Here is a 21,331-nt window from a genome sequence, read left to right as displayed (position 1 = left end):
ATCACAGTTAAACAATTGAAAAAAGAATATGGAGTGGAATAATGACAAATTTACGTCAAGATATTCGTAATATCGCAATTATTGCTCACGTTGACCATGGTAAAACAACGTTAGTAGACCAATTATTAAAGCAATCAGGTACTTTCCGTTCAAATGAACGTGTAGAAGAACGTGCAATGGACTCTGGTGATATAGAGCGTGAACGTGGAATTACAATTTTAGCTAAAAATACAGCAGTAGATTATAACGGTACTCGTATCAACATCCTTGATACGCCTGGACACGCAGACTTCGGTGGAGAAGTAGAACGTATCTTAAAAATGGTAGATGGCGTTTGTTTAGTTGTCGATGCGTATGAGGGTTGTATGCCTCAAACACGTTTTGTATTAAAGAAAGCGTTAGAACAACGCTTAACACCAATCGTTGTAGTAAACAAAGTAGATAAAGACTCAGCTCGTCCACTAGAAGTAGTAGATGAAGTATTAGAGTTATTAATCGAGCTAGGTGCAGATGAAGATCAATTAGATTTCCCAGTTGTTTATGCTTCTGGTGTAAATGGTACAGCATCTTTAGATCCAGACCCAGCAAATCAAGAAGAAAACATGACTTGCCTATTCGAGAAAATCATTGAATCAATTCCAGCACCAATTGATAACTCGGACGAGCCTTTACAATTCCAAGTAGCATTACTTGACTATAATGACTTCGTTGGCCGTATCGGTATCGGTCGCGTATTCCGCGGTAAAATTTCTGTAGGTCAACAAGTTTCTCTTATGAAATTAGATGGCACAGTGAAAAACTTCCGTGTTACAAAAATCTTTGGTTTCTTCGGTCTTAAACGTGAAGAAATCGAAACAGCAATTGCTGGTGATTTAATCGCAGTATCAGGAATGGAAGATATTAACGTTGGTGAAACAGTTTGTCCAATTGATCATCAAGAAGCGTTAACACCATTACGTATTGATGAGCCAACATTACAAATGACATTCTTAGTAAACAACTCACCATTCGCAGGTCGCGAAGGGAAATGGGTAACTTCTCGTAAAATTGAAGAGCGTTTACTTGCACAATTACAAACAGATGTATCTTTACGTGTAGAAGATACAGATTCTCCAGATGCATGGACAGTTTCGGGTCGTGGTGAGCTTCACTTATCGATCTTAATCGAAAACATGCGTCGTGAAGGTTATGAATTACAAGTATCTAAACCACAAGTAATCATCCGTAACATCGATGGCGTAAAATCTGAGCCAATCGAACGCGTACAAATCGACGTACCAGAAGATTCTGTAGGTTCTATCATTGAATCAATCGGTACTCGTAAAGGTGAAATGTTAGATATGATAAACAACGGATCAGGACAAGTTCGTTTAATCTTTAACGTTCCAGCACGTGGTTTAATCGGTTATACAACTGAGTTCATGTCTATCACAAAAGGTTTCGGTATGATGAACCATACATTCGATCACTACGCTCCAGTAGTAGCAGGTAAAGTTGGCGGCCGTCACCAAGGTGTATTAGTATCTATGGAAAACGGTAAAGCAACAACTTACGGTATGATGGGTGTAGAAGATCGCGGTACATTATTCATTGAGCCAGGTACTGAAGTATACGAAGGTATGATCGTTGGTGAAAATACACGTGATGCTGATATTACTGTAAACATTACAAAACAAAAACAAAAAACAAATATCCGTTCGGCGAACAAAGACCAAACGAATGTTATTAAAAAGCCTCGTATTTTATCACTTGAAGAAGCATTAGAATACTTAGGTGATGATGAGTATTTAGAAGTAACTCCAGAATCAATCCGTTTACGTAAACAGATCCTTGATAAAGGTGAACGTGAACGTGTTGCTAAAAAGAAAAAGAACGCTGAGTTAGAAGCTTAATTGGCGTCAATAAGGAAGGTTGAATGATGTTGGCTGTGTTAAGTAGCTATTTAAATTTAGTATTACTAGCATCTGTATCTAGTAGTGAAAATGAATATGTCTTTAATCGTATGTCAGGGATTACAAGTTATTTATATCAAAATTTACCAAACTACGACATGGCTGGTTATGTAACATTTATTCTCGTGTTCCTTATGTCGGCAATAGTTTATAAACTAGGCTTTGCAAAAAAACTAACATTAGGAAGAAATATCGTTATTTATACGTTCCTATTTTTCGGATGTATAGTATTAACTTTTCTAGCGTTATTCCTACCAATGATTGAAGGTTTAATTGTCGCTGCATTGATTTTAATTGTTTATAAATCACGCTTATGGCGCGAAAAACGAGAAGAAGCAAAGCAGGCTAACTAATATTTTATTGAGGTGTGTTAATTTAACACACCTCTTTATTTATAAGTGCGTTTATTTGAATCATCTATAATGAAAACGCTATAATTTACTAATGGGGATAATAAATTAAATGGAGTAGTGAAAAATGAATTTTACTAAAAAACAAGTGATTATCACAGTCGCTATAGCGCTAGTTATTATATCATGCATTATATTCGTACCTGCAGTACTCACAGCAAAAAACGAGGATAATGCGGCAGCGGAACTAAGCGAACTTTACAATGATCAATTTGTCGTAACCAAATCGACAGCACCTGCTATTGGTGATGATTTTGAAATTACCGTCCAATCAGAAACGACAAAAACAGTATATGATTTTGAAGCAAAAGACGGTGAATATTTTGGCGAATACTTTGCTGAAAATGTTAACATTCAGGTTAACGAACTGATTCAACCGATTGTGGGAGAAGATATTTTAGTTATGTCCAATGTATTCCAGGATGGCTTGAAAGAAGAAGCGACTTTGGAAGAAGTAAATGTCGAAAAAGCGACAGTCCATTTAGTGGTGGATGAAGATATTTCAGAAGATACAGCTAAGCAGATTGCAGATGCATTAAAAGCTCAATTTGGTGAAATTGCTGTTTCGATAGAGGCATATGTTGTTGATGAAGAACGTGTATTTGAAGGAGTAAAAACAGAGGTAACTAATTTCTTCCAGTTAAGCAAAATTAATGCGCAAAGCTTTATCGATTTCAAGTTCCACAATCAGTCATTTGAATTTTAATTATATAAGATAAAAAAATATCAATTTTCTCATGAAGAGAAAATTGATATTTTTTGTTTTGTTCCCGACTCTTTAAAATTCTTCATCAAATTTAGAAGATGTTCTGAAGAAACGGAAATTTCCTGTTTCAATCCGTTTCTGTGTATTATCCGTTATGCGTTCTGAGCATGGTGGACACATAAACGTATGAATAGGGCGATTTCGCAATTTTTTAGCTAAAGGTAGATCGTTTGGCAAATCATGTAGTGTATCACAAATGACACATTTTACACGCATCACGAATTCCTCCTATTGAATACGAATCGCACGCACATTTTTTATTGGATTTTCAACATTCGAACCATCTGCAAAAATTACATGTACAGGACCGTCCTCGTTGAGTGGTTTACCGTCCTGGCTAAATTTAAAAATAAAGTTTTCAGCCTGTTGCAATGGGAAAACAAACTCTTCATCTGTCGTACATTCGAAAACGACTTCGTTTGCACCATCTGTAATTTGTGCATTATTTAAAAATGGCTTAATTTCCATTCCGAACGTTCCAGTAAGCATACCTTTTCGATCAAATTTACGCTCTGTTTTTAAAGTCGGCGGAAATACAGCACCTTCCATAATTTCGCGTGACCAGTGTGCACCCATGTCACGTAAGTATTTTTCATTATCTTCTTCAACTTTTTCCGAAGCAAAATATGTTTTCAGATTCAGTTTACGATCATCAAAAATCCATACGGTAGGATCTAACGTCAATTGAAATTTGACCGCACCTTTTATAGGAATGATTGTTTCGACCATTTGTAAGTCCCCCCTAAACTATTTTCCTTCATTATTATAACGCTATTCCAGGTAGAAAGAAATATAATTGAATTGAATGCAAAACATACAAAGACACTTGCATTTTTGAATGTAAAAAGATACACTTTACTAAGATAGAATCGAAGAAATATCATAGATGGGGGCGTCCTCATGGATACGAAAGCACAAGCTTCCTTTCAGGAAAAAGCATTAGAGTTGTTAACTGCGGATGCAGATAAAATTGCTCGATTAATTCGCGTACAAATGGATAATTTAACTATGCCGTCTTGTCCGTTATATGAAGAAGTATTAGATACACAAATGTTTGGTTTATCGCGTGAAATAGAATTTGCTGCAAGGCTCGGGCTAATTGAGCGTGAACAGGGAAAGAGAATTCTCGATTCTTTAGAGAAAGAGCTTTCTTTATTACATGATGCGTATACAGACAAATAAAAGAAAACTCAAACGCTACATTGCGGTTTGAGTTTTTTTTTCAAAGAAGAGGTTTATAACATGAAGCATTATTTTAAAAATTATTTTCGCAATTTTGATTATGGGTTGTTGTTCGTTTATATTTTGTTAATGTTATTTGGACTGGTTATGATTTATAGTTCAAGTATTTGGGTTTCTATTATTCATTATGAAGCAAACCCTAATCATTATTATAATCGCCAGCTCGTTAATATAGTTTTATCGTTAATTTTATTTACGGTCGCTGTCATTATGCCCTATAAAAGGTTATCCGATAAATCTATATTAGGATTTTTGCTGGCAGTTATGTTTATACTAGAGTTATGGCTTATAATTGCCGGCAATAGTGTTAACGGTTCAAGAAGTTGGATTAACATGTTCGGCCTTATGAATTTCCAACCATCCGAATTTGCCAAACTCTTTATTATTATTTTCTTTGCGGGGACATTTTACCGTAAAAGTGTGAATCGTGGTTCGATGCAGCTATTAACATTTGATGATGTGTCGTATCCATTGGGCATGTGGCTATTTATCGTACTTGTTGTTGGTTTTGAAACCGATTTAGGCGCACTGGTCATCATTGTCGCCATTGCACTTGTTGTTGTTATTACAAGCGGTCTTAAGGGAAAAACGCTCGGCAGAATTTTTGGATTATTATCGGCATTGGGTGTTGTCGGAATAATCGGAATTTTAATATTTAAATGGGATACGGTTTTCAATGCGAGTCGTAGAGGTCGTATTACTTCCTTTTTAGATCCTTTCAGCGATCCGCTCAACTCGGGGTATCATGTTGTGAACGGTTATTATGCAATCGGTGCAGGTGGGTTGGAAGGACGTGGGCTCGGGCAATCGATTCAAAAGCTAGGGTATGTACCGGAACCTCAAACAGATTTTATAATGGCGATTATTGCTGAGGAATTAGGGATTTTTGGTGTTTCAATTGTTATAATTGGATTAGGCTTTATCGTTTTGCGTGGTTACTATATCGCGATGTCAACAAAGGATCCGCTTGCAAGAATGTTAGCGGCGGGCATTTCTACATGGATAGGATTTCAAACTTTTATTAATTTAGGTGGATTATCGGGACTTATCCCGTTAACCGGAGTAACGCTTCCTTTTATTAGCTATGGCGGTACTTCAATATTATTGCTTTCAATAGCAATGGGGATACTTATAAATGTTTCCACACATCACAAATTGGAAAAAAGAAAGTAATTGGGGGACGAGGAGAAATGAAGTCGATTAAAAAGATTCTAGTTGCAAACCGAGGCGAAATAGCCATTCGTATTTTACGAGCATGTAATGAATTACATATTAAAACGGTAGCGATTTATTCACGTGAAGATAGTGGTTCATATCACCGTTATAAAGCGGATGAAGCTTATCTTGTCGGTATGGGGAAAAAGCCGATTGATGCATATTTGGATATCGAAAGCATCTTGAAAATTGCTAAAGATGCAAATGTCGATGCAATTCATCCGGGGTACGGCTTCTTGTCGGAAAATGTTTTATTTGCACGACGTTGTGAAGAAGAGGGTATTCAATTTATTGGTCCTACTTCTGCACATCTTGATATGTTTGGGGATAAAGTAAAAGCACGTGAACAAGCAATTTTGGCTGATATTCCTGTTATCCCAGGTACTGATGGACCCGTAGATAGTTTACAGGAAGTGGAGAAATTCAGTGAAAATTATGGCTTCCCTATCATGATTAAAGCAGCTCTTGGCGGTGGCGGACGTGGTATGCGTTTAGTAAGCTCGAAAGAAGAGCTTCAATCGTCATATGAACGAGCAAAATCAGAAGCAAAAGCAGCGTTCGGCTCGGATGAAGTATATGTAGAAAAGGCTATTATTAAGCCGAAACATATTGAAGTGCAAATTATCGGTGATACACACGGTAATATTGTACATTTATATGAGCGGGATTGCTCGATTCAACGACGTCATCAAAAGGTTGTTGAAATCGCACCGTCTAATTCAATTTCTGAACATTTGCGCAATGAGATTTGCGAAGCAGCCGTTAAATTAATGAAAAATGTAAATTATATTAATGCAGGTACTGTAGAATTTTTAGTGGCGGATGATAAATTTTATTTCATTGAAGTAAATCCGAGAATTCAAGTCGAACATACAATTACAGAAATGATTACAGGAATTGATATTGTCCATGCTCAAATTAAAGTAGCAGAGGGCCGTGACCTTCACTCGAAGGAGGTTGGTGTACCTGCTCAAAATAAAATTCCACTATTCGGATATGCGATACAATCTCGTGTAACAACAGAAGATCCGGCAAACAACTTTATGCCAGATACAGGTAAGTTGATGGTATATCGTTCAAGCGGTGGTTTTGGTGTACGTTTAGATGCAGGAAATGGTTTCCAAGGTGCCGTAGTAACACCTTACTACGATTCATTGTTGGTCAAAATTTCAACGTGGGGAATGACGTTTGAAGAAGCGGCAGCAAAAATGGACCGTAACTTGCGCGAATTCCGTATTCGTGGGGTTAAGACAAATATTCCGTTTTTAGGCAATGTAGTATTGCACAATAAATTCCTATCAGGAGAATTTGATACGAGCTTTATAGATACAACGCCTGAATTGTTTGAGTTCCCGGAACGCAAAGACCGTGGAACAAAACTATTAAACTATATTGGTAATGTTACTTTAAATGGTTTCCCGGGTGTTGAGAAACGTACGAAGCCAATATTTGTACAGCCAGAAAAGCCGAAAGTGGATATTTTAATTCCTTCACCATCAGGAACAAAACAAATTTTAGATGCGCATGGCGCCGATGGACTTGTAAAATGGATTAAAGAGCAGGAAGATGTACTTTTAACAGACACAACATTCCGTGATGCACATCAGTCACTACTTGCTACACGAGTACGTTCACAGGATATGCTTGAAATTGCGGATGAAACATCACATTTAATGCATAACTATTTCTCACTTGAAATGTGGGGTGGAGCGACATTTGATGTAGCATATCGCTTCTTAAGCGAAAATCCATGGGACCGCTTGGAAAAGTTACGCAAAAAGGTACCGAACGTTTTATTCCAAATGTTATTGCGTGGAGCTAATGCGGTAGGATATACGAATTACCCGGATAACTTAATCCGTGAATTTATTCAGGAGTCAGCAACTTCTGGAGTGGATGTTTTCCGTATTTTCGATTCACTTAACTGGATTAAAGGAATGGAAGTAGCAATTGATGAAGTGCGTAATAGCGGAAAAGTTGCAGAAGCGGCAATTTGCTATACTGGAGACATTTTAGATGACTCACGTGCAAAATACACAGTTCAATATTATAAAGATATGGCAAAAGAGCTCGAAGCAACAGGAGCCCATATTTTAGCAATTAAAGATATGGCAGGCTTACTTAAACCACAAGCGGCATATCGCCTAATTTCAGAGCTTAAAGAGGCTACAAGTCTGCCGATTCATTTGCATACTCATGATACGAGCGGGAACGGAATTTATTTATATGCAAAAGCAATCGAAGCGGGCGTAGATATTATAGATACAGCATTAGGCTCAATGGCTGGTTTAACATCACAGCCAAGTGCCAATTCTTTATACTATGCGATGAAAGGCTCAGAACGAAATGTAAGAGCCGATATTGAAAGCTTGGAAAAGCTATCATATTATTGGGAAGATGTACGCAAATACTACGTTGATTTCGAAAGTGGCATGAATGCACCACATTCTGAAATTTATGTCCATGAAATGCCGGGTGGTCAATATAGTAACTTGCAGCAGCAAGCGAAAGCTGTAGGACTGGGTGACCGTTGGGATGAAGTGAAATCGATGTATTCACGCGTAAATTTAATGTTTGGAGATATTGTGAAAGTAACGCCTTCTTCAAAAGTTGTGGGCGATATGGCCTTATTCATGGTGCAAAACGATTTAACAGAAGACAATATTGTTGAGCGTGGGCAAACGATTGACTTCCCTGAATCAGTAATTGAATTTTTCCAAGGGTATTTAGGTCAGCCACATGGAGGATTCCCAAAGGAAATTCAGCAAGTTGTATTAAAGGATCGTACACCAATAACAGTAAGACCAGGAGAGCTATTGCCACCGGTTGATTTTGATAAATTGTCGGAGGAGTTAACAGAAAAGTTCGAACGTACACCATCCAAACAAGATGTACTTGCATATGCATTGTATCCGAAAGTGTTCGAGCAATATATGCAGGCGGTAGAATCATTCGGTGATATTTCTGTACTCGATACAGCAACTTTCCTATATGGTTTAAGGTTGGGTGAGGAAATCGAAGTAGAAATCGAAAAAGGAAAAACACTGATTATTAAACTTGTTTCGATCGGAGAGCCGCAACATGATGGTACACGCGTTCTTTATTTTGAAATGAACGGTCAATCCCGTGAACTAGTTATACAGGATTTAACAGTTGAAGTGGATGGCAGCATTGCTTTGAAGGCTGATTCTTCTAATCCTAATCAAATAGGTGCAACAATGCCGGGAACAGTATTAAAAGTTGTAGTGAATAAAGGAAGCTCGGTTAAACGTGGCGAGCATTTATTGATTACAGAAGCTATGAAAATGGAGACGACAGTACAAGCACCAAAAGATGGTATCGTAAAAGAAGTATACGCTAAAGCAGGCGATGCTATTTCAACAGGTGATTTACTAATAGAATTGGAGTAATAATAATAAAAAGCGCAGCAAATTTGCTGCGCTTTTTGTTTTTAAATTGATTTGTTCTACTATTCTATTTTTGGTTTTTATTTTGACCTTGAAACTATCATTATTAAATAACATAATAATCCGAATAATAGGGTAATCAATAAAGAATGCATTAAAGATACAAACAATTGCAGTTTTAAAAGTACTACTAGCATCCCGGCGATCACTTGCAAAATAACAATTGAAAGGGCAATAATCCAGCCCCAGTAAATAACGCGTTGCTGTTTATAGTTTCTAATGACATGGATGGCAATGTAGGCTATCCAAATAACAAATAGTAAAACCGCAAAACGGTGACCCATTTGTACCCATTCGTACATATTGTAAGGCAATGCAAGTGGCTGATCATTACGGCAGAATGGCCAATCCGGACATACAAGGCTTGCATCAGTATGGCGCACTAGAGCCCCAGTATATACAACGATATAAGAATATAAAGTAACGCATATTGTATGTATTTTTAATTTCTTGCTCATGTGTAAGCGGTCAGCATCAAATTTTTTGTCGACCTCAAATACTATTAAAGTAAGAAGTAGAACAGCAGCAAAAGAGATTAATGAAATACCAAAATGCAATGCTAATATAAAGTCGCCTTGTCCCCACAAAACTTGTGCAGCGCCAATTAACGCTTGGAGAATTAAGAAGAACATTGCTAAAAAGCCTAATAATTTTACTTCACGAATATGACCGAGAGCACGCCAAGTCCAAATAACTAAAATTAAAATGAAAATTGATACAGATCCAGTGACGAGGCGATGTGAAAATTCAATTAATACTTCTGTTGTGATTTCTTTAGGAATCAACGAACCATTACAGTCAGGCCAGTTTCTTCCACAGCCAAGACCGCTGTCAGTCTTTGTAACAAGTGCTCCACCTTGGAGGATGAGTAGCATACCGAGTGTAGACAATACAGCAAACCATTTTAAAAACTTATAATATTTATGATGCATATAGTGAGCCCACCTACTTTAATTTTCAGGTCGCTACAAAGAGCGTCTCTAGTTTAAGATGATAGCGAAAAAATGTTAAAAATACAACTTCAATCAAGGATTGTAATGTAAACGCATCCAGTTTTTCACAAATTGTTCATAAATTCGTCTCCTATCCTTCACAAATATTGGCAGAAAATGCATTACTATAAAGATGTTGTTTTAGATTTCTGTACGCTTCGACCTGTTTGACATGATGAAATTTGAAATTTCTCGAAACGTGTAGAAATCCGATACAAATTTAGATATAGTTATGGTAGCGGAATATGCTTACAAATTTGAAAGGAGTAGTAATATATTGGACACATTTACCATAGTGCATGTAACACTATAGCTTTAACGATAATGCTTCTAATAAGTTTTCTTGCACTTATAGATTGAAATTGGTAATCAAAACCAGTGAAGACTTAAAAGAAGATTAAAAGTTAAATAGTCTAAATCGCTTCTCGCCATGCCAATAGGACGTGAGAAAGATTCACTTATTGAAGAAGACAGCAGGTAAAGGTGCAACCAAAATTACAAAAACCTTCCTCATACGTAGGCGAAATTTTGTAAAAGATGGCATGATTCGCTGCCGACATGTGGGGACTCTTATAATAAACAGTCCCAGTTACACATGAAAATATAATGAAGAAAGAGGGGTTTAATAAGCTATGATGAAAGGGCTTAAAAAATGGCGATTATTTTCGTTATTAACAGTAATGACAGTATTCCTTTCAGCATGTGGTGAAGAATATATTTCAACTCTTCGCCCAGCAGGTGCGGTCGGTAAAGAGCAATTAGATATTTTAATATTAGCTATTTGGATTATGACATTAGTAGTAGTTGTAGTATCGGCTATCTATTTAGTAGCATTCTTCAAATTCCGCCGTACAAAAGTTGGCGAAAACCATATGCCAAAGCAAGTGGAAGGTAGCCACACATTGGAAGTTATCTGGACAGTTATTCCAATTATTCTATTAATAATCTTAGCTGTACCGACATTAACCTATACTTATAAATTTGCAGATGTAGCTGCAATGGATGAGGTAGACGAAGAAGGTAATAAAACTGCACTTACAGTAAATGTAACGGCAAAGTTATATTGGTGGGAGTTTGAGTATCCAAACCAAGGAATTATTACAGCTCAAGAATTAGTAGTTCCAACTGGAGAAAAAGTATACTTCAACCTAATCGCATCTGACGTAAAGCACTCGTTCTGGATTCCTGCAGTAGGCGGTAAGATGGATACAAACGTAGATGGCATTAACAAATTCTATTTACAGTTTGATAAAGAATCTGCAGGCTTAAATGATGGAGAAGGCGTATTCTACGGTAAATGTGCTGAATTATGTGGTCCTTCACATGCATTAATGGACTTCAAAGTTAAAGCGCTTGAGCCAGAAGCATTTAATGCTTGGGTAACAGCAATGCAAGCAACAGAAGGTCAAACAGCAGATAGAGAATCATCTGATATTGGTGAAGCAACATTTGCTAACTCTTGTTTAGGATGTCACGCAGTATCGGCAGTTGCCGGTAATGGTCTTGGCCCTAACTTAACAACATTCGGTGATCGTAACCGTGTTGCTGGTTTCTTAGAGCATACTGCAGAAAATACAGCAAACTGGATTAAAGATCCTGAACCTTATAAGCCAGGAAACACAATGACTGGAACTTATAATGTTAGCCCTGAAGAAGCAGAAGCAATTGCTGATTATTTAATGACACTATCAGTAGAAAAGTAGTTATACACAATTAGAGAGAAACTTTGAAGGAGGTTAATGTTGTGAGCTCTGTTACACAGAAAAAGGGCTTCGGGGCACATGTATGGGACTATTTAACAACGGTCGATCATAAAAAGATCGCGATTATGTATTTAGCAGCCGGTACACTGTTCTTCGCAATTGCAGGATTTGAAGCGTTACTTATGCGTATTCAATTAATGTTCCCAGAAAGTACATTCATTTCTGCAGGCCTATTTAACGAATTATTAACAATGCACGGCACAACGATGCTGTTTTTAGCAGCAACACCTATTATATTTGCATTTATGAACGCGATTGTTCCACTTCAAATTGGTGCGCGTGACGTTGCATTCCCGTTTTTAAACTCATTAGGATTTTGGTTATTCTTTATTGGTGCGGTATTCCTTCACCTGTCATTCTTTTTAGGTGGAGCACCTGATGCAGGTTGGACTTCGTATGCATCATTATCTTTATACTCACCGGGCCATGGTATTGATTTCTATATTTTAGGTCTACAAATTTCTGGTGCGGGTACGTTAATCTCAGGTATTAACTTTATCGTAACGATTATTACGATGCGTGCACCTGGTATGACGTTCATGCGTATGCCACTATTTACTTGGACTACTTTAGTTTCAAGTTCATTAATCTTATTCGCTTTCCCTCCACTTACAGGTGGATTATTCTTAATGTTAGTTGACCGTATGTTCGGAGCAAATTTCTTCGATCATACAATGGGTGGTAACACAATTATTTGGGAGCATTTATTCTGGATTTTCGGTCACCCGGAAGTATACATTTTAGTATTACCAGCATTCGGTTTATTCTCTGAAATTATTCCAGTGTTTGCTCGTAAACGTTTATTCGGATACTCTTCAATGGTATTCGCAACAATCTTAATCGGTTTCTTAGGGTTCATGGTATGGGCCCACCACATGTTCACAGTTGGTTTAGGTGCTACTGCGAACGCAATCTTCGCTGTTGCAACAATGGCGATCGCTGTTCCGACGGGGATGAAAGTATTCAACTGGATTCTTACTATTTGGGGCGGTTCAATTAAAGTTACAGTACCAATGCTATATGCACTTGGTTTCATCCCTTCATTCGTTGCGGGTGGGGTAACAGGGGTAATGCAGGCAACTGCACCGCTTGACTACCAATTACACGATTCTTACTTTATCGTAGCCCACTTCCATTACGTAATTGTAGGTGGTATCGTAACAGCACTATTCGGTTCGGCACACTTCTACTGGCCGATTATGTTTAACCGTGCATTGAATCCGAAACTGGGCGTACTTACTTTCTGGATATTCTTTATTGGTTTCCATTTAACGTTCTTCGTACAGCACTTCTTAGGATTAATGGGTATGCCACGTCGTGTATTCACGTACATGGGTGGTCAAGGTTGGGATTTATTCAACTTTATTTCATCAATTGGTGCTATTATGATGGGTATCGGGGTAATAATATTAGTAATCGATGTATTATTATCGATCAAATCAGAGCCTGTTAACCGTCGTGATTACTGGGGCGATGGTCGTTCTCTTGAGTGGGCAATCGAAACTCCGCTACCATTCTATAACTTTAAACAAACTCCACTTGTTCGTGGATTCGATCCTTATTGGATTGAAAAAGAAGAAGGTAACAAAGAAGGTATGGTCTATGCAGAGCCACTAGGTGAAATTCATATGCCAAACAATTCAATTTTACCGTTTATTATGTCAATTGGTACGATGATTGCTGCATTCGGTGCGTTATATAGCCCATGGGGTGATCAAGTTCAGGCAGGTACAGCTACTGGGGCTCCAGCAATAGTTTCATTAGCATTAATTATTGGTGGATTAGGTTTAACGATTGCATGTATGATTATTCGTTCATTCAAAGATGATTTAGGATTCCATGTAACGGTTGCTGAAATCGAAAGTATTGAAGCAGATTTAGCTAATTACCGTGCAACAGGTATAAAAGGGGGTAACAAGTAATGGATATTAATCAAAAATTTACTCCACAAACTTGGCCAAAACACCCTGAACAAGCTACATTGGAAGGGAAAAACAAGTTAGTTGGACTTTGGATTTTCCTAGCATCGGATACAGTATTATTTGCGAGTGTATTTGCTACATATATCGCACTTAAAGACAGCGGTCCAGCAGGTATGACATACTTTGCAAAAGATCTTTATGAATTACCATTAGCGTTTATTATGACGATGCTACTTCTTACATCTTCATTGACATCGGTATATGCAATGTACCATATGAAAAATTATAACTATTCGGGTGTTCGTACTTGGATGGGAATTACAGTGCTTTTAGGTTTAGCGTTCCTTTGCCTAGAAATTTACGAGTTCTACCACTATGTGCATATTGGATTTGGTTATACACAATCTGCATTCTCTTCTGCATTCTTTACACTTGTAGGAATGCACGGGCTTCACGTAGTTATTGGTTTAGTATGGATTACAGGATTAATTATCCGTAACAGTAGTCGCGGATTAAACTTATACAATGCACCGAAGTTCTTTGCCGCTTCTTTATACTGGCACTTCATTGACGTTGTATGGGTATTCATCTTTACAGTAGTATATCTGATGGGAGTGTTGGGATAATATGGGACACGAAACTCATGTAGAAGTACGTACTCAAGCACAATATGAATATGATAAAGCTCATTCAAAAGCTCATATGCGTAAACAAGTAGTAAACTTTGCGATCATGATTTTCTTAACATTTATCGCATTTGCTGCTGTACTAGCAGATTTTTCACCAACTTTCATTATTCCAATTATTTTATTATTAGCTGGAATACAAGTGGTGTTGCAACTGTACGCTTTTATGCACTTGGAAGATCGCTCAACTCATATGGTTGGCGTAATTGAATTCTTTATTTGGAGTGCAGCCTTCATCGCGTTTACGTTCTTCGTAGCGTTTACAACAATTATTTGGTGGGGGAACTACTAATTTAAGGCGTCCTTAGCGAAAGCTAAGGACGTTTTTCTCATTTTTAGCAATTTTATATTATAAACAGTATTAAAAATATATGTTTGATTCAAACAATTGTCATAGTTCTTTCATTGAAGTTGGAGAAATTGCCATCTATAATGAAATTACTGAGGTTAAAGGAGCGGTCATATGCCGATAAGTATATTTGGTTTTCAAGCATTATGGAGTCCCTATTTAATTATGGGCTTACTAGTCATAACAATTTTTTATTTTTTACTAACAGTCAAATGGCAAAGTAAATTTAAAGAAAGTGAACCATTAAAGAAAAACGAGGCAATATATTTCGTTCTAGGAATTATTTCTTTTTATATTATTAAAGGATCTCCGATTGATTTGCTTGGCCATATCATGTTTACGATGCATATGGTGCAAATGGCATTTTTATTATTATTAGTGCCGATCTTATTTATAAAAGGAATTCCATGGTGGGTTTGGAAGGTAGTCGTGGAGGCGCCAGTTTTCCGGTCAATTTTCCGTATTTTTACTAAACCATTAGTTTCGATAGTAGTATTTATTGGTCTATTTTCGGTTTATCACCTGCCATCTGTTTTTGACACAATAAAACTAAATGAATTTTATCATTTAGCTTATACGTCGATTTTATTTATTTCCGCTATTTTTATGTATTGGCCACTATTAAATAATGTAGAAGGTCAGCATGAAATGAAAAATATGAATAAATTAGCTTACATTGCATCGAATGCAGTTTTAATTACACCTGCATGTGCTCTTATTATTTTTGCTACAAGTCCAATGTATGGTACATATAGCGATAGTGATATGTGGCTGAAGGCGATGGAATTATGTGTACCTTCAACAACATTGTCAGGGCTTACATTATCAGGTCCGGAGTTATTCTCAAATATGGATTTAATAAGTGACCAGCAAGTTGGCGGTGTATTAATGAAAATAATTCAGGAAATTATTTTCGGCGTTATTTTATTTAAGATTTTCCGTAGATGGTGGAATACGGAACGTAAAAATCCAGAGGAAATTACTGAAAATGCTTTAAAAGAGTTCCAAAATAGAACACGCTATCAGTAATATGATAAGCTATGTGTACACTTTAGAAGCAACAAATAATTGAAATTGGATATATTATTTTAGATTGGGGATTTGAAAATGAATGTACCTATTTTACCGACAATAAGCACAGCGTTTATCGTCATTAGTGCGGTGCTCGTTGCAATTGGTTGGGTATTAATTGCAAAAAGGAATATAGAAGCACATAAAAAAGTGATGATGGCAGCTGGTGTATCAGCTTTGATTTTCTTTATAATTTACGCATCACGTACAGTATTTATTGGTAACACTGCATTCGGCGGTCCAGATGAACTAAAAGGATATTATACATTCTTCTTAGTATTCCATATCACTTTAGCAACAGTTGGTGCAGTGTTTGGAATAACGAGCTTACTTTCAGGATATAAGAATAACCTGAAGCTTCATCGCCGTATTGGTGCGATTACAAGTATTATTTGGTTCTTCGTAGCTATTACAGGCGTGGCTGTATATTCTCTGTTGTATATTATTTATGAAGGCGGAGAAACAACGTCTGTATTCAAAGCTATTTTAGGCTTTTAATTAAAAAAGTGAAGGGTCAGGAGCATCTATGCCTGAGACTATAGGCTAAGACCGTCCCGCAGAAATAATACCCGGAACGGAAGCCAATTTTTCACATATCAAAAAATACAATTTTTCTCCACGGAGAAAAATTGTATTTTTGTTTTGTCCCAACTTTTTTCCTTTTAAACTCAAAATAAAAAAGCTGGATAGTTGCCAGCTTTTTAAAAGGATTATATACCGTATGCAGCAAGCTCTCTACGAACATCTGATAATACTTTTTCACATTCTTTTACAAGATGGCCAGGGAATACTTCATCTGTGTATTCAACGCCGTGTGGATAATAGTATTTTCCGATTGCAGGCTTATTAATGTTTAAAGTGGCATTAAGAGCACCTACATCACCTGATACTGCGTTACAAAAAACACGTAAATAAAAACGGCCTTCACGGACATCATAACAACGGTCAAATGCCATACGGTCATAATCCCATGCACCATGGCACTCTAAACCGAATTTGCCCATTACTGTCGTTAAAACTTCTTGATCAACCTTTACATTTTCGAGTTGTGTGTCTTCAAAATACATTTCGTAATCCTCCTTTTGCCTAACATACATAAGTATATGGTCAAATTTAATAATAGAACAAAATGGTAATCGATGCAATGACAACATTGTGTCATCGTCACCAAAATTGGTATAATTATACTAAGTAAAAAAGTGTGTGGGGGGACTTCTATGAAGGTGATGTTTCAAATATTAATTGTAGCGACATGTCTTGTAATTATTGTCTATTATACCGAGGGGAACTCACCACAAACGGAATTATTGGAAGGACCGCCTGTCATAACAAAACCGATTGCTGATGTAGAAACACAACAGAGAGATATTGAAAATCTACCGCGTCCGACAACTGGTATTTCTACATTTATCGGGAGATCACCAAAGGATATTTTGGAAACTTATGATCGACCTAATCGCATAGATCAATCAGAATTTGGCTATGAATGGTGGATTTATCACATAAAGGGTGAGCTGTTAATGGTTAGTATAAAGAATGAGAAAGTTAACCAAATTTATACGAATAATAAGAGCTTTCCTATAAATCCCTTTGTAATAGGGCAAACATTGGATGAAATCTACCGATCGACTGTTTTTGGCCAGGAGATAACTGTGGAGATTGATGAAAATATATATATTTTCGCAATGAATGAACAAGATTTACATAATAGAATTTTAGTGAAATATGAAGATCTATACGCGCAACTCTATATAGATCGGATCACAAAACAATTGCATGGGGTGCGCTTTTTGGATGGAGAAACACTCGTATTGCATAAACCTTATGAAATGCAGTTTTTTGGAGAACTCTATGAAGCAAGTACTCCTTCAAGCTATATGCAAATTGATATAAACTTGGCTAACAGAAGGCAACTGACCGACTTGGCGAATTCCTTTCGTATAAAATATGAATTACCAGCATTATTGCCGTTAGACACGCTCTCCTCATTGGCCAGTGAAAACAGCGAGGATATGTTTTTACAGATGATGGAGGTTTATACGGTTGATGAAGAATATTCATTTGAACAGCAATTAAATGAAATACAGCAGGAATATGAGAAGCATGGAGTGAATGTTGCGGCAAATTATAAAGATACAATCGAGGTATTACACGGCTGGCTAAACTCCAAAGAGCACCGGGCACTATTGATAGATAACCAATTTACGCATATTGGTTCGGGAGCTTATATGAATTACTTTACGCAACTGTACGTTCAGCAAAAATAAAATATTGAAAATTAAACGCTGCATTTGTAGCGTTTTTTTATTGTCTTCATAAAGTATGGTAAGGAGTGAAACCGTGCAAATTGGAGAATTAATTAAAGATTGGCCTTGCACTATGAAGGGCTCCATTAGAGTGGAAATAAATCGAGTGGAAGATAACGCCAACCATATTTTACCTGGAGATATTTTTATTGCAAGGAAGGGAAATAAATCGAGCGGTATTTCTTTTATCGATAGTGCTTTGGAAAAAGGGGCCGTTGCCGTAGTTGTAGATGATGAAGCGTATTTTAATACGTCTGAATTATCAGTTCCGATTATTTGGGTACCAAATTGTTTAAGCTTTATAGCCTATGCGAGTGCAAAAATGTATCATTTCCCTGCGGAAGCATTAAAGGTAATTGCGGTGACAGGAACAAATGGCAAAACAACTGTCACGCATTTTATAGGGCAAATTTTGAATCTCCTTAATAATAGAACAATGGTAATTGGAACGAATGGTGTTTTTATAAATGGAGAAAAAAGCTATCCGGAAATGGAATCATTAACTACGCTGCAAGCAAAAAATATCCATTTTTTATTCAGTGAAGCAATCCGTCTTGAGATTCCGTACGTCATTTTAGAAGCATCTTCTATAGGACTGGAAAAACATCGATTGGATTATTGTGATATTGATATCGGTATTTTTTTAAATGTAACGGAAGATCATATTGAAGACCATGGAAGCTTTGAAAGATATAAAATGTCGAAGCAAATTTTAGCAACATTGGCTAAAAGGAATATTATTAATAGTGATGACAGTGTTTGTCGTTCAATCGGTTTAGCAACTAAGGGCAAGCGTATTTTCTTTGGGAAAGGGAGCCATGTCGATTATTTTCTGCAAACGCTGGTCGATGGTCCATCTTCCACTACGTGCTGTATTCAACATAAAAAAGAAAAGCATATTGTGAATATTCCCTTAGTAGGGGACTATCAATGCAGTAATGTTCTTGCTGCTATTACCTGTGTAAATCAATTAGACTTTCCTTTGGGGGATATTTGTAGCGCGGCTCAAAAACTACTATTGCCAGAAGGGAGATTTGAAAAGGTAGAAAATCAATTAGGTATATCAATCATCGTGGATTATGCCCATACCCCTGATGCAATGAAGATGATTTTACAGACGTTAAAAAAGCATACGACAGGCAGATTAATTGTTGTATTTAGCTGTGGAGGAAACCGGGATCGGGCTAAACGTCCGAAGATGGGAATGATTGCGTCTATATATGCGGATTATATTATTTTAACGACCGATAATGCGCGTGATGAAAGTCCACAGCTTATTAATAAGCAAATTCGGCAAGGCTTCTCTTCCACACAATCCTATATTGAGCGATTGAATCGAAAAGAAGCAATTGAGCATGCACTAAACTATGCAGAAGCTGGAGATACAATCGTTCTATTAGGAAAAGGTCATGAAAAAACGCAGCAAATCGGTGATAAACAGAAGTATTTTTCTGATAAGGCATTTGTCCGAGAGATGGTAAAACAATTGGAAAAGCGAGTTTAACAAGATTGATTTTCCTTTCATTTCTGTTATGATTAAAATGAGATGGGAGGAATAAACAATGCTCATGACTTCTGATTGGGTTTTTATTTTAGATGAGGTCGATGAATTAAGTGCGATGATCCTTTCTTCTAAACAAGCCGAAAACTTACGCCTTGCAAAGCAAGCGGTATATGAGGATATAGAATTAAGCGCACAAATTATGGCCTTTCAACGTTTAAAAGATCAATATGAGGATGTACAGCGCTTTGGCAAATATCATCCTGATTACAATACAATTATGAAAAAAATCCGAACAGAAAAGCGTCGGATTGATATGATCGAACAGATTGCGACATTAAAGGTTGCAGAAAATGATTTTCAAGATCTACTGGATGAAATCAGCTTGATTATCGGACACTCCGTTTCAGAAGCAGTTAAAGTTCCGGTAAGCAATCCCTTTTTCGCGAGTAGTTCTTCTTGTGGCACAGGTTGTGGCACAGGTGGAGGATGTTCTTGTTCGGCTTAACAATAGAAAAACAAAAGCTCCCGTTTTTTTAGGGAGCTTTTGTTTTATTCTGGAATAGATGCGTATTACTGTGAAATTTTTTGAATTAATACTTCAGCTACATCCGGGCGATTTGTTACAATTCCCATTGCGCCTTGACGAAGCAGGCGGTTCATCGTCACTAAATCATCAATATCGCTATAAATTGTCGGTACATTTAATTCCGATAAAAACTTTACAAAACGCGGTGAATCAAAATTGAACACGCCCTGTTTAAGTGGGACTACAAATAAATCAACTTTCGGATGGTATAAATGGCCGAATTGACTTGTAAATGAAGTCATTGCCTTTTTAATATCTCCCTCACCTGCACCTAGTGCGATGCGGTTTTGTGCATACAGATTGAAGCGGTCAATTTGTTCGCTATAAGGGCTGGAAACGATAATTTGATATTGAATATCTAATTCTTCTATTAAGCGCCATAGTTTAGAAGGCATTAAACTTCCTTCATACGTATCTGGACTATCCTGAATGTTAACGATAAACAATTTGTCTGGATATGATTCAAACAACTCTCGTAACGTAACTGCAGTAACCTGCTGTTCCCTATAAGGGAATGAACCGTCTAAATCCTCAAAATTATAACCAATATTAAACTCTTTTAATTGTTCGAATGTAAAGTCTTTCACAAAACCAGAGCCATTTGTTGTACGATCTATCGTTTCGTCATGAAAAGCAATAATTTCTTCATCTTTTGAAAGACGGACACTGACTGTAAAACCATCGACACCAATTTTTTTAGCTTGATCAAAGGCAAGCAAAGAATGTTCAGGTGCTAAACCAGCTCCACCGTGTTGTGCGATAATTATTGGACGTTCAAACTGCAATGCTTCTTTTGATTCACGTTTTTGTGGTTTCGAAATCGCTTTTGTTCCTGCCCATGCCGCTGCGCTTGCCGCAGCAATTGCTAAAGCAACTTTTGTTTTCTTTCCCATTAAATTCGTCCTCCTCTGACCGTACATTGTTCATTGTAAGTTAGGTGCAAAATATAAGGTGTTGAAATCTTAGATTAATATAGTGTGTTCATAACACGCTACTATTTTCCATTATAACGGAAAATAAGTGCAACTGTCTAAACTCTGTTGCTAACAAATTGTACATTTGGTATGCTTTTATTGGATAAGAAGGTAGAAAAACAGAGG

The 21,331-nt window shown here is 37.0% G+C and carries 20 protein-coding genes; 15 read left to right on the top strand and 5 right to left on the bottom strand.

Going from position 1 to position 21,331, the window contains the following annotated elements; genetic code table 11:
* Nucleotides 1–41: 41 nt before the first annotated feature.
* From typA to H9635_RS02385, 3 genes are all read left to right on the top strand, one after another.
* Entirely contained in the window at nucleotides 42–1,892 is a 1,851-nt protein-coding gene (typA, locus tag H9635_RS02395) for a translational GTPase TypA (protein WP_008403451.1), read from the top strand.
* A 26-nt stretch (nucleotides 1,893–1,918) separates the two neighbouring features.
* The gene (locus H9635_RS02390) at nucleotides 1,919–2,305 is read left to right on the top strand and encodes a YlaH-like family protein (RefSeq protein WP_404828818.1); all 387 of its coding nucleotides are present in this window, start codon (nucleotides 1,919–1,921) and stop codon (nucleotides 2,303–2,305) included.
* 124 nt (nucleotides 2,306–2,429) lie between these two features.
* Nucleotides 2,430–3,068, top strand: coding sequence for a fucose permease (locus H9635_RS02385; RefSeq protein WP_191698538.1), 639 nt, complete (start codon nucleotides 2,430–2,432; stop codon nucleotides 3,066–3,068).
* Between the two features lie 72 nt (nucleotides 3,069–3,140).
* Here H9635_RS02385 and H9635_RS02380 read toward each other — a convergent pair whose 3' ends face one another.
* Together H9635_RS02380 and H9635_RS02375 are read right to left on the bottom strand one after the other, a co-directional pair.
* Nucleotides 3,141–3,344: a YlaI family protein gene (locus H9635_RS02380; protein WP_191698537.1), complete on the bottom strand. Its 204-nt coding sequence runs from the start codon at nucleotides 3,342–3,344 to the stop codon at nucleotides 3,141–3,143.
* Nucleotides 3,345–3,356: 12 nt separating this feature from the next.
* A complete protein-coding gene (locus H9635_RS02375) occupies nucleotides 3,357–3,857 on the bottom strand; it encodes a peptidyl-prolyl cis-trans isomerase (protein ID WP_191698536.1) in 501 nt (166 codons plus the stop codon).
* A 171-nt stretch (nucleotides 3,858–4,028) separates the two neighbouring features.
* On the opposite strand from H9635_RS02375, the gene H9635_RS02370 reads away from it, so the two are divergent.
* From H9635_RS02370 to pyc, 3 genes are read left to right on the top strand one after another with little or no spacing between them, the layout of a single operon-like run.
* Nucleotides 4,029–4,310: a YlaN family protein gene (locus H9635_RS02370; RefSeq protein WP_191698535.1), complete on the top strand. Its 282-nt coding sequence runs from the start codon at nucleotides 4,029–4,031 to the stop codon at nucleotides 4,308–4,310.
* 60 nt (nucleotides 4,311–4,370) lie between these two features.
* On the top strand, nucleotides 4,371–5,543 hold the full coding sequence (locus H9635_RS02365) for an FtsW/RodA/SpoVE family cell cycle protein (protein ID WP_191698534.1): 1,173 nt from the start codon (nucleotides 4,371–4,373) through the stop codon (nucleotides 5,541–5,543).
* Nucleotides 5,544–5,560: 17 nt separating this feature from the next.
* Nucleotides 5,561–8,995, top strand: a complete 3,435-nt coding sequence (gene pyc / locus H9635_RS02360; RefSeq protein ID WP_191698533.1) for a pyruvate carboxylase — start codon at nucleotides 5,561–5,563, stop codon at nucleotides 8,993–8,995.
* 77 nt (nucleotides 8,996–9,072) lie between these two features.
* Here pyc and H9635_RS02355 read toward each other — a convergent pair whose 3' ends face one another.
* On the bottom strand, nucleotides 9,073–9,984 hold the full coding sequence (locus tag H9635_RS02355; protein ID WP_191698532.1) for a COX15/CtaA family protein: 912 nt from the start codon (nucleotides 9,982–9,984) through the stop codon (nucleotides 9,073–9,075).
* Nucleotides 9,985–10,676: 692 nt separating this feature from the next.
* On the opposite strand from H9635_RS02355, the gene coxB reads away from it, so the two are divergent.
* The 6 genes from coxB to H9635_RS02325 all read left to right on the top strand — a co-directional run bounded on the left by coxB (nucleotide 10,677) and on the right by H9635_RS02325 (nucleotide 16,333).
* Nucleotides 10,677–11,747 (top strand): cytochrome c oxidase subunit II, encoded by a 1,071-nt coding sequence (gene coxB, locus H9635_RS02350; RefSeq protein ID WP_191698531.1) that lies wholly within the window; start codon nucleotides 10,677–10,679, stop codon nucleotides 11,745–11,747.
* 41 nt (nucleotides 11,748–11,788) lie between these two features.
* Entirely contained in the window at nucleotides 11,789–13,729 is a 1,941-nt protein-coding gene (locus tag H9635_RS02345; protein ID WP_191698530.1) for a cytochrome c oxidase subunit I, read from the top strand.
* Nucleotides 13,729–14,355, top strand: coding sequence for a cytochrome (ubi)quinol oxidase subunit III (locus H9635_RS02340; RefSeq protein WP_191698529.1), 627 nt, complete (start codon nucleotides 13,729–13,731; stop codon nucleotides 14,353–14,355). The genes H9635_RS02345 and H9635_RS02340 overlap by 1 nt, the downstream gene beginning before the upstream one ends.
* A gap of 1 nt (nucleotide 14,356) precedes the next feature.
* Nucleotides 14,357–14,707 carry a cytochrome C oxidase subunit IV family protein gene (locus tag H9635_RS02335; RefSeq protein ID WP_191698528.1) on the top strand — a complete coding sequence of 117 codons (351 nt, stop codon included), beginning with the start codon at nucleotides 14,357–14,359 and terminating at the stop codon, nucleotides 14,705–14,707.
* 171 nt (nucleotides 14,708–14,878) lie between these two features.
* A complete protein-coding gene (ctaG, locus tag H9635_RS02330) occupies nucleotides 14,879–15,793 on the top strand; it encodes a cytochrome c oxidase assembly factor CtaG (protein ID WP_191698527.1) in 915 nt (304 codons plus the stop codon).
* A gap of 78 nt (nucleotides 15,794–15,871) precedes the next feature.
* Nucleotides 15,872–16,333, top strand: a complete 462-nt coding sequence (locus H9635_RS02325) for a DUF420 domain-containing protein (protein WP_191698526.1) — start codon at nucleotides 15,872–15,874, stop codon at nucleotides 16,331–16,333.
* 212 nt (nucleotides 16,334–16,545) lie between these two features.
* Here the strand turns inward: H9635_RS02325 and H9635_RS02320 are convergent, their stop codons facing one another.
* Complete coding sequence (locus tag H9635_RS02320) at nucleotides 16,546–16,902, bottom strand: YugN family protein (protein WP_191698525.1); 357 nt, start codon at nucleotides 16,900–16,902, stop codon at nucleotides 16,546–16,548.
* Between the two features lie 150 nt (nucleotides 16,903–17,052).
* Here H9635_RS02320 and H9635_RS02315 point away from each other — a divergent pair, with 150 nt between their 5' ends.
* The 3 genes from H9635_RS02315 to H9635_RS02305 all read left to right on the top strand — a co-directional run bounded on the left by H9635_RS02315 (nucleotide 17,053) and on the right by H9635_RS02305 (nucleotide 20,150).
* Nucleotides 17,053–18,102, top strand: coding sequence for a CAP domain-containing protein (locus H9635_RS02315; RefSeq protein ID WP_191698524.1), 1,050 nt, complete (start codon nucleotides 17,053–17,055; stop codon nucleotides 18,100–18,102).
* Nucleotides 18,103–18,175: 73 nt separating this feature from the next.
* On the top strand, nucleotides 18,176–19,645 hold the full coding sequence (locus H9635_RS02310) for a UDP-N-acetylmuramoyl-L-alanyl-D-glutamate--2,6-diaminopimelate ligase (RefSeq protein WP_191698523.1): 1,470 nt from the start codon (nucleotides 18,176–18,178) through the stop codon (nucleotides 19,643–19,645).
* Between the two features lie 58 nt (nucleotides 19,646–19,703).
* Nucleotides 19,704–20,150, top strand: coding sequence for a YlbF family regulator (locus H9635_RS02305; RefSeq protein ID WP_191698522.1), 447 nt, complete (start codon nucleotides 19,704–19,706; stop codon nucleotides 20,148–20,150).
* Nucleotides 20,151–20,215: 65 nt separating this feature from the next.
* Here the strand turns inward: H9635_RS02305 and H9635_RS02300 are convergent, their stop codons facing one another.
* A complete protein-coding gene (locus H9635_RS02300) occupies nucleotides 20,216–21,124 on the bottom strand; it encodes a glycerophosphodiester phosphodiesterase family protein (protein WP_191698521.1) in 909 nt (302 codons plus the stop codon).
* Nucleotides 21,125–21,331: the final 207 nt, after the last annotated feature.

It is taken from the genome of Solibacillus faecavium, from assembly GCF_014836905.1.
Taxonomy (GTDB): Bacteria; Bacillota; Bacilli; order Bacillales_A; family Planococcaceae; genus Solibacillus; species Solibacillus faecavium.
The sequence above is the reverse complement of the archived record's forward strand: the minus strand, read 5'-3'. Positions and strand labels throughout refer to the sequence as shown.

Coding starts and splice junctions, on each gene's coding strand:
- typA (WP_008403451.1), top strand. CDS start 42: ATGACAAATTTACGTCAAGATATTCGTAATATCGCAATTATTGCTCAC.
- H9635_RS02390 (WP_404828818.1), top strand. CDS start 1,919: ATGTTGGCTGTGTTAAGTAGCTATTTAAATTTAGTATTACTAGCATCT.
- H9635_RS02385 (WP_191698538.1), top strand. CDS start 2,430: ATGAATTTTACTAAAAAACAAGTGATTATCACAGTCGCTATAGCGCTA.
- H9635_RS02380 (WP_191698537.1), bottom strand. CDS start 3,344: ATGCGTGTAAAATGTGTCATTTGTGATACACTACATGATTTGCCAAAC.
- H9635_RS02375 (WP_191698536.1), bottom strand. CDS start 3,857: ATGGTCGAAACAATCATTCCTATAAAAGGTGCGGTCAAATTTCAATTG.
- H9635_RS02370 (WP_191698535.1), top strand. CDS start 4,029: ATGGATACGAAAGCACAAGCTTCCTTTCAGGAAAAAGCATTAGAGTTG.
- H9635_RS02365 (WP_191698534.1), top strand. CDS start 4,371: ATGAAGCATTATTTTAAAAATTATTTTCGCAATTTTGATTATGGGTTG.
- pyc (WP_191698533.1), top strand. CDS start 5,561: ATGAAGTCGATTAAAAAGATTCTAGTTGCAAACCGAGGCGAAATAGCC.
- H9635_RS02355 (WP_191698532.1), bottom strand. CDS start 9,984: ATGCATCATAAATATTATAAGTTTTTAAAATGGTTTGCTGTATTGTCT.
- coxB (WP_191698531.1), top strand. CDS start 10,677: ATGATGAAAGGGCTTAAAAAATGGCGATTATTTTCGTTATTAACAGTA.
- H9635_RS02340 (WP_191698529.1), top strand. CDS start 13,729: ATGGATATTAATCAAAAATTTACTCCACAAACTTGGCCAAAACACCCT.
- H9635_RS02335 (WP_191698528.1), top strand. CDS start 14,357: ATGGGACACGAAACTCATGTAGAAGTACGTACTCAAGCACAATATGAA.
- ctaG (WP_191698527.1), top strand. CDS start 14,879: ATGCCGATAAGTATATTTGGTTTTCAAGCATTATGGAGTCCCTATTTA.
- H9635_RS02325 (WP_191698526.1), top strand. CDS start 15,872: ATGAATGTACCTATTTTACCGACAATAAGCACAGCGTTTATCGTCATT.
- H9635_RS02320 (WP_191698525.1), bottom strand. CDS start 16,902: ATGTATTTTGAAGACACACAACTCGAAAATGTAAAGGTTGATCAAGAA.
- H9635_RS02315 (WP_191698524.1), top strand. CDS start 17,053: ATGAAGGTGATGTTTCAAATATTAATTGTAGCGACATGTCTTGTAATT.
- H9635_RS02305 (WP_191698522.1), top strand. CDS start 19,704: ATGCTCATGACTTCTGATTGGGTTTTTATTTTAGATGAGGTCGATGAA.
- H9635_RS02300 (WP_191698521.1), bottom strand. CDS start 21,124: ATGGGAAAGAAAACAAAAGTTGCTTTAGCAATTGCTGCGGCAAGCGCA.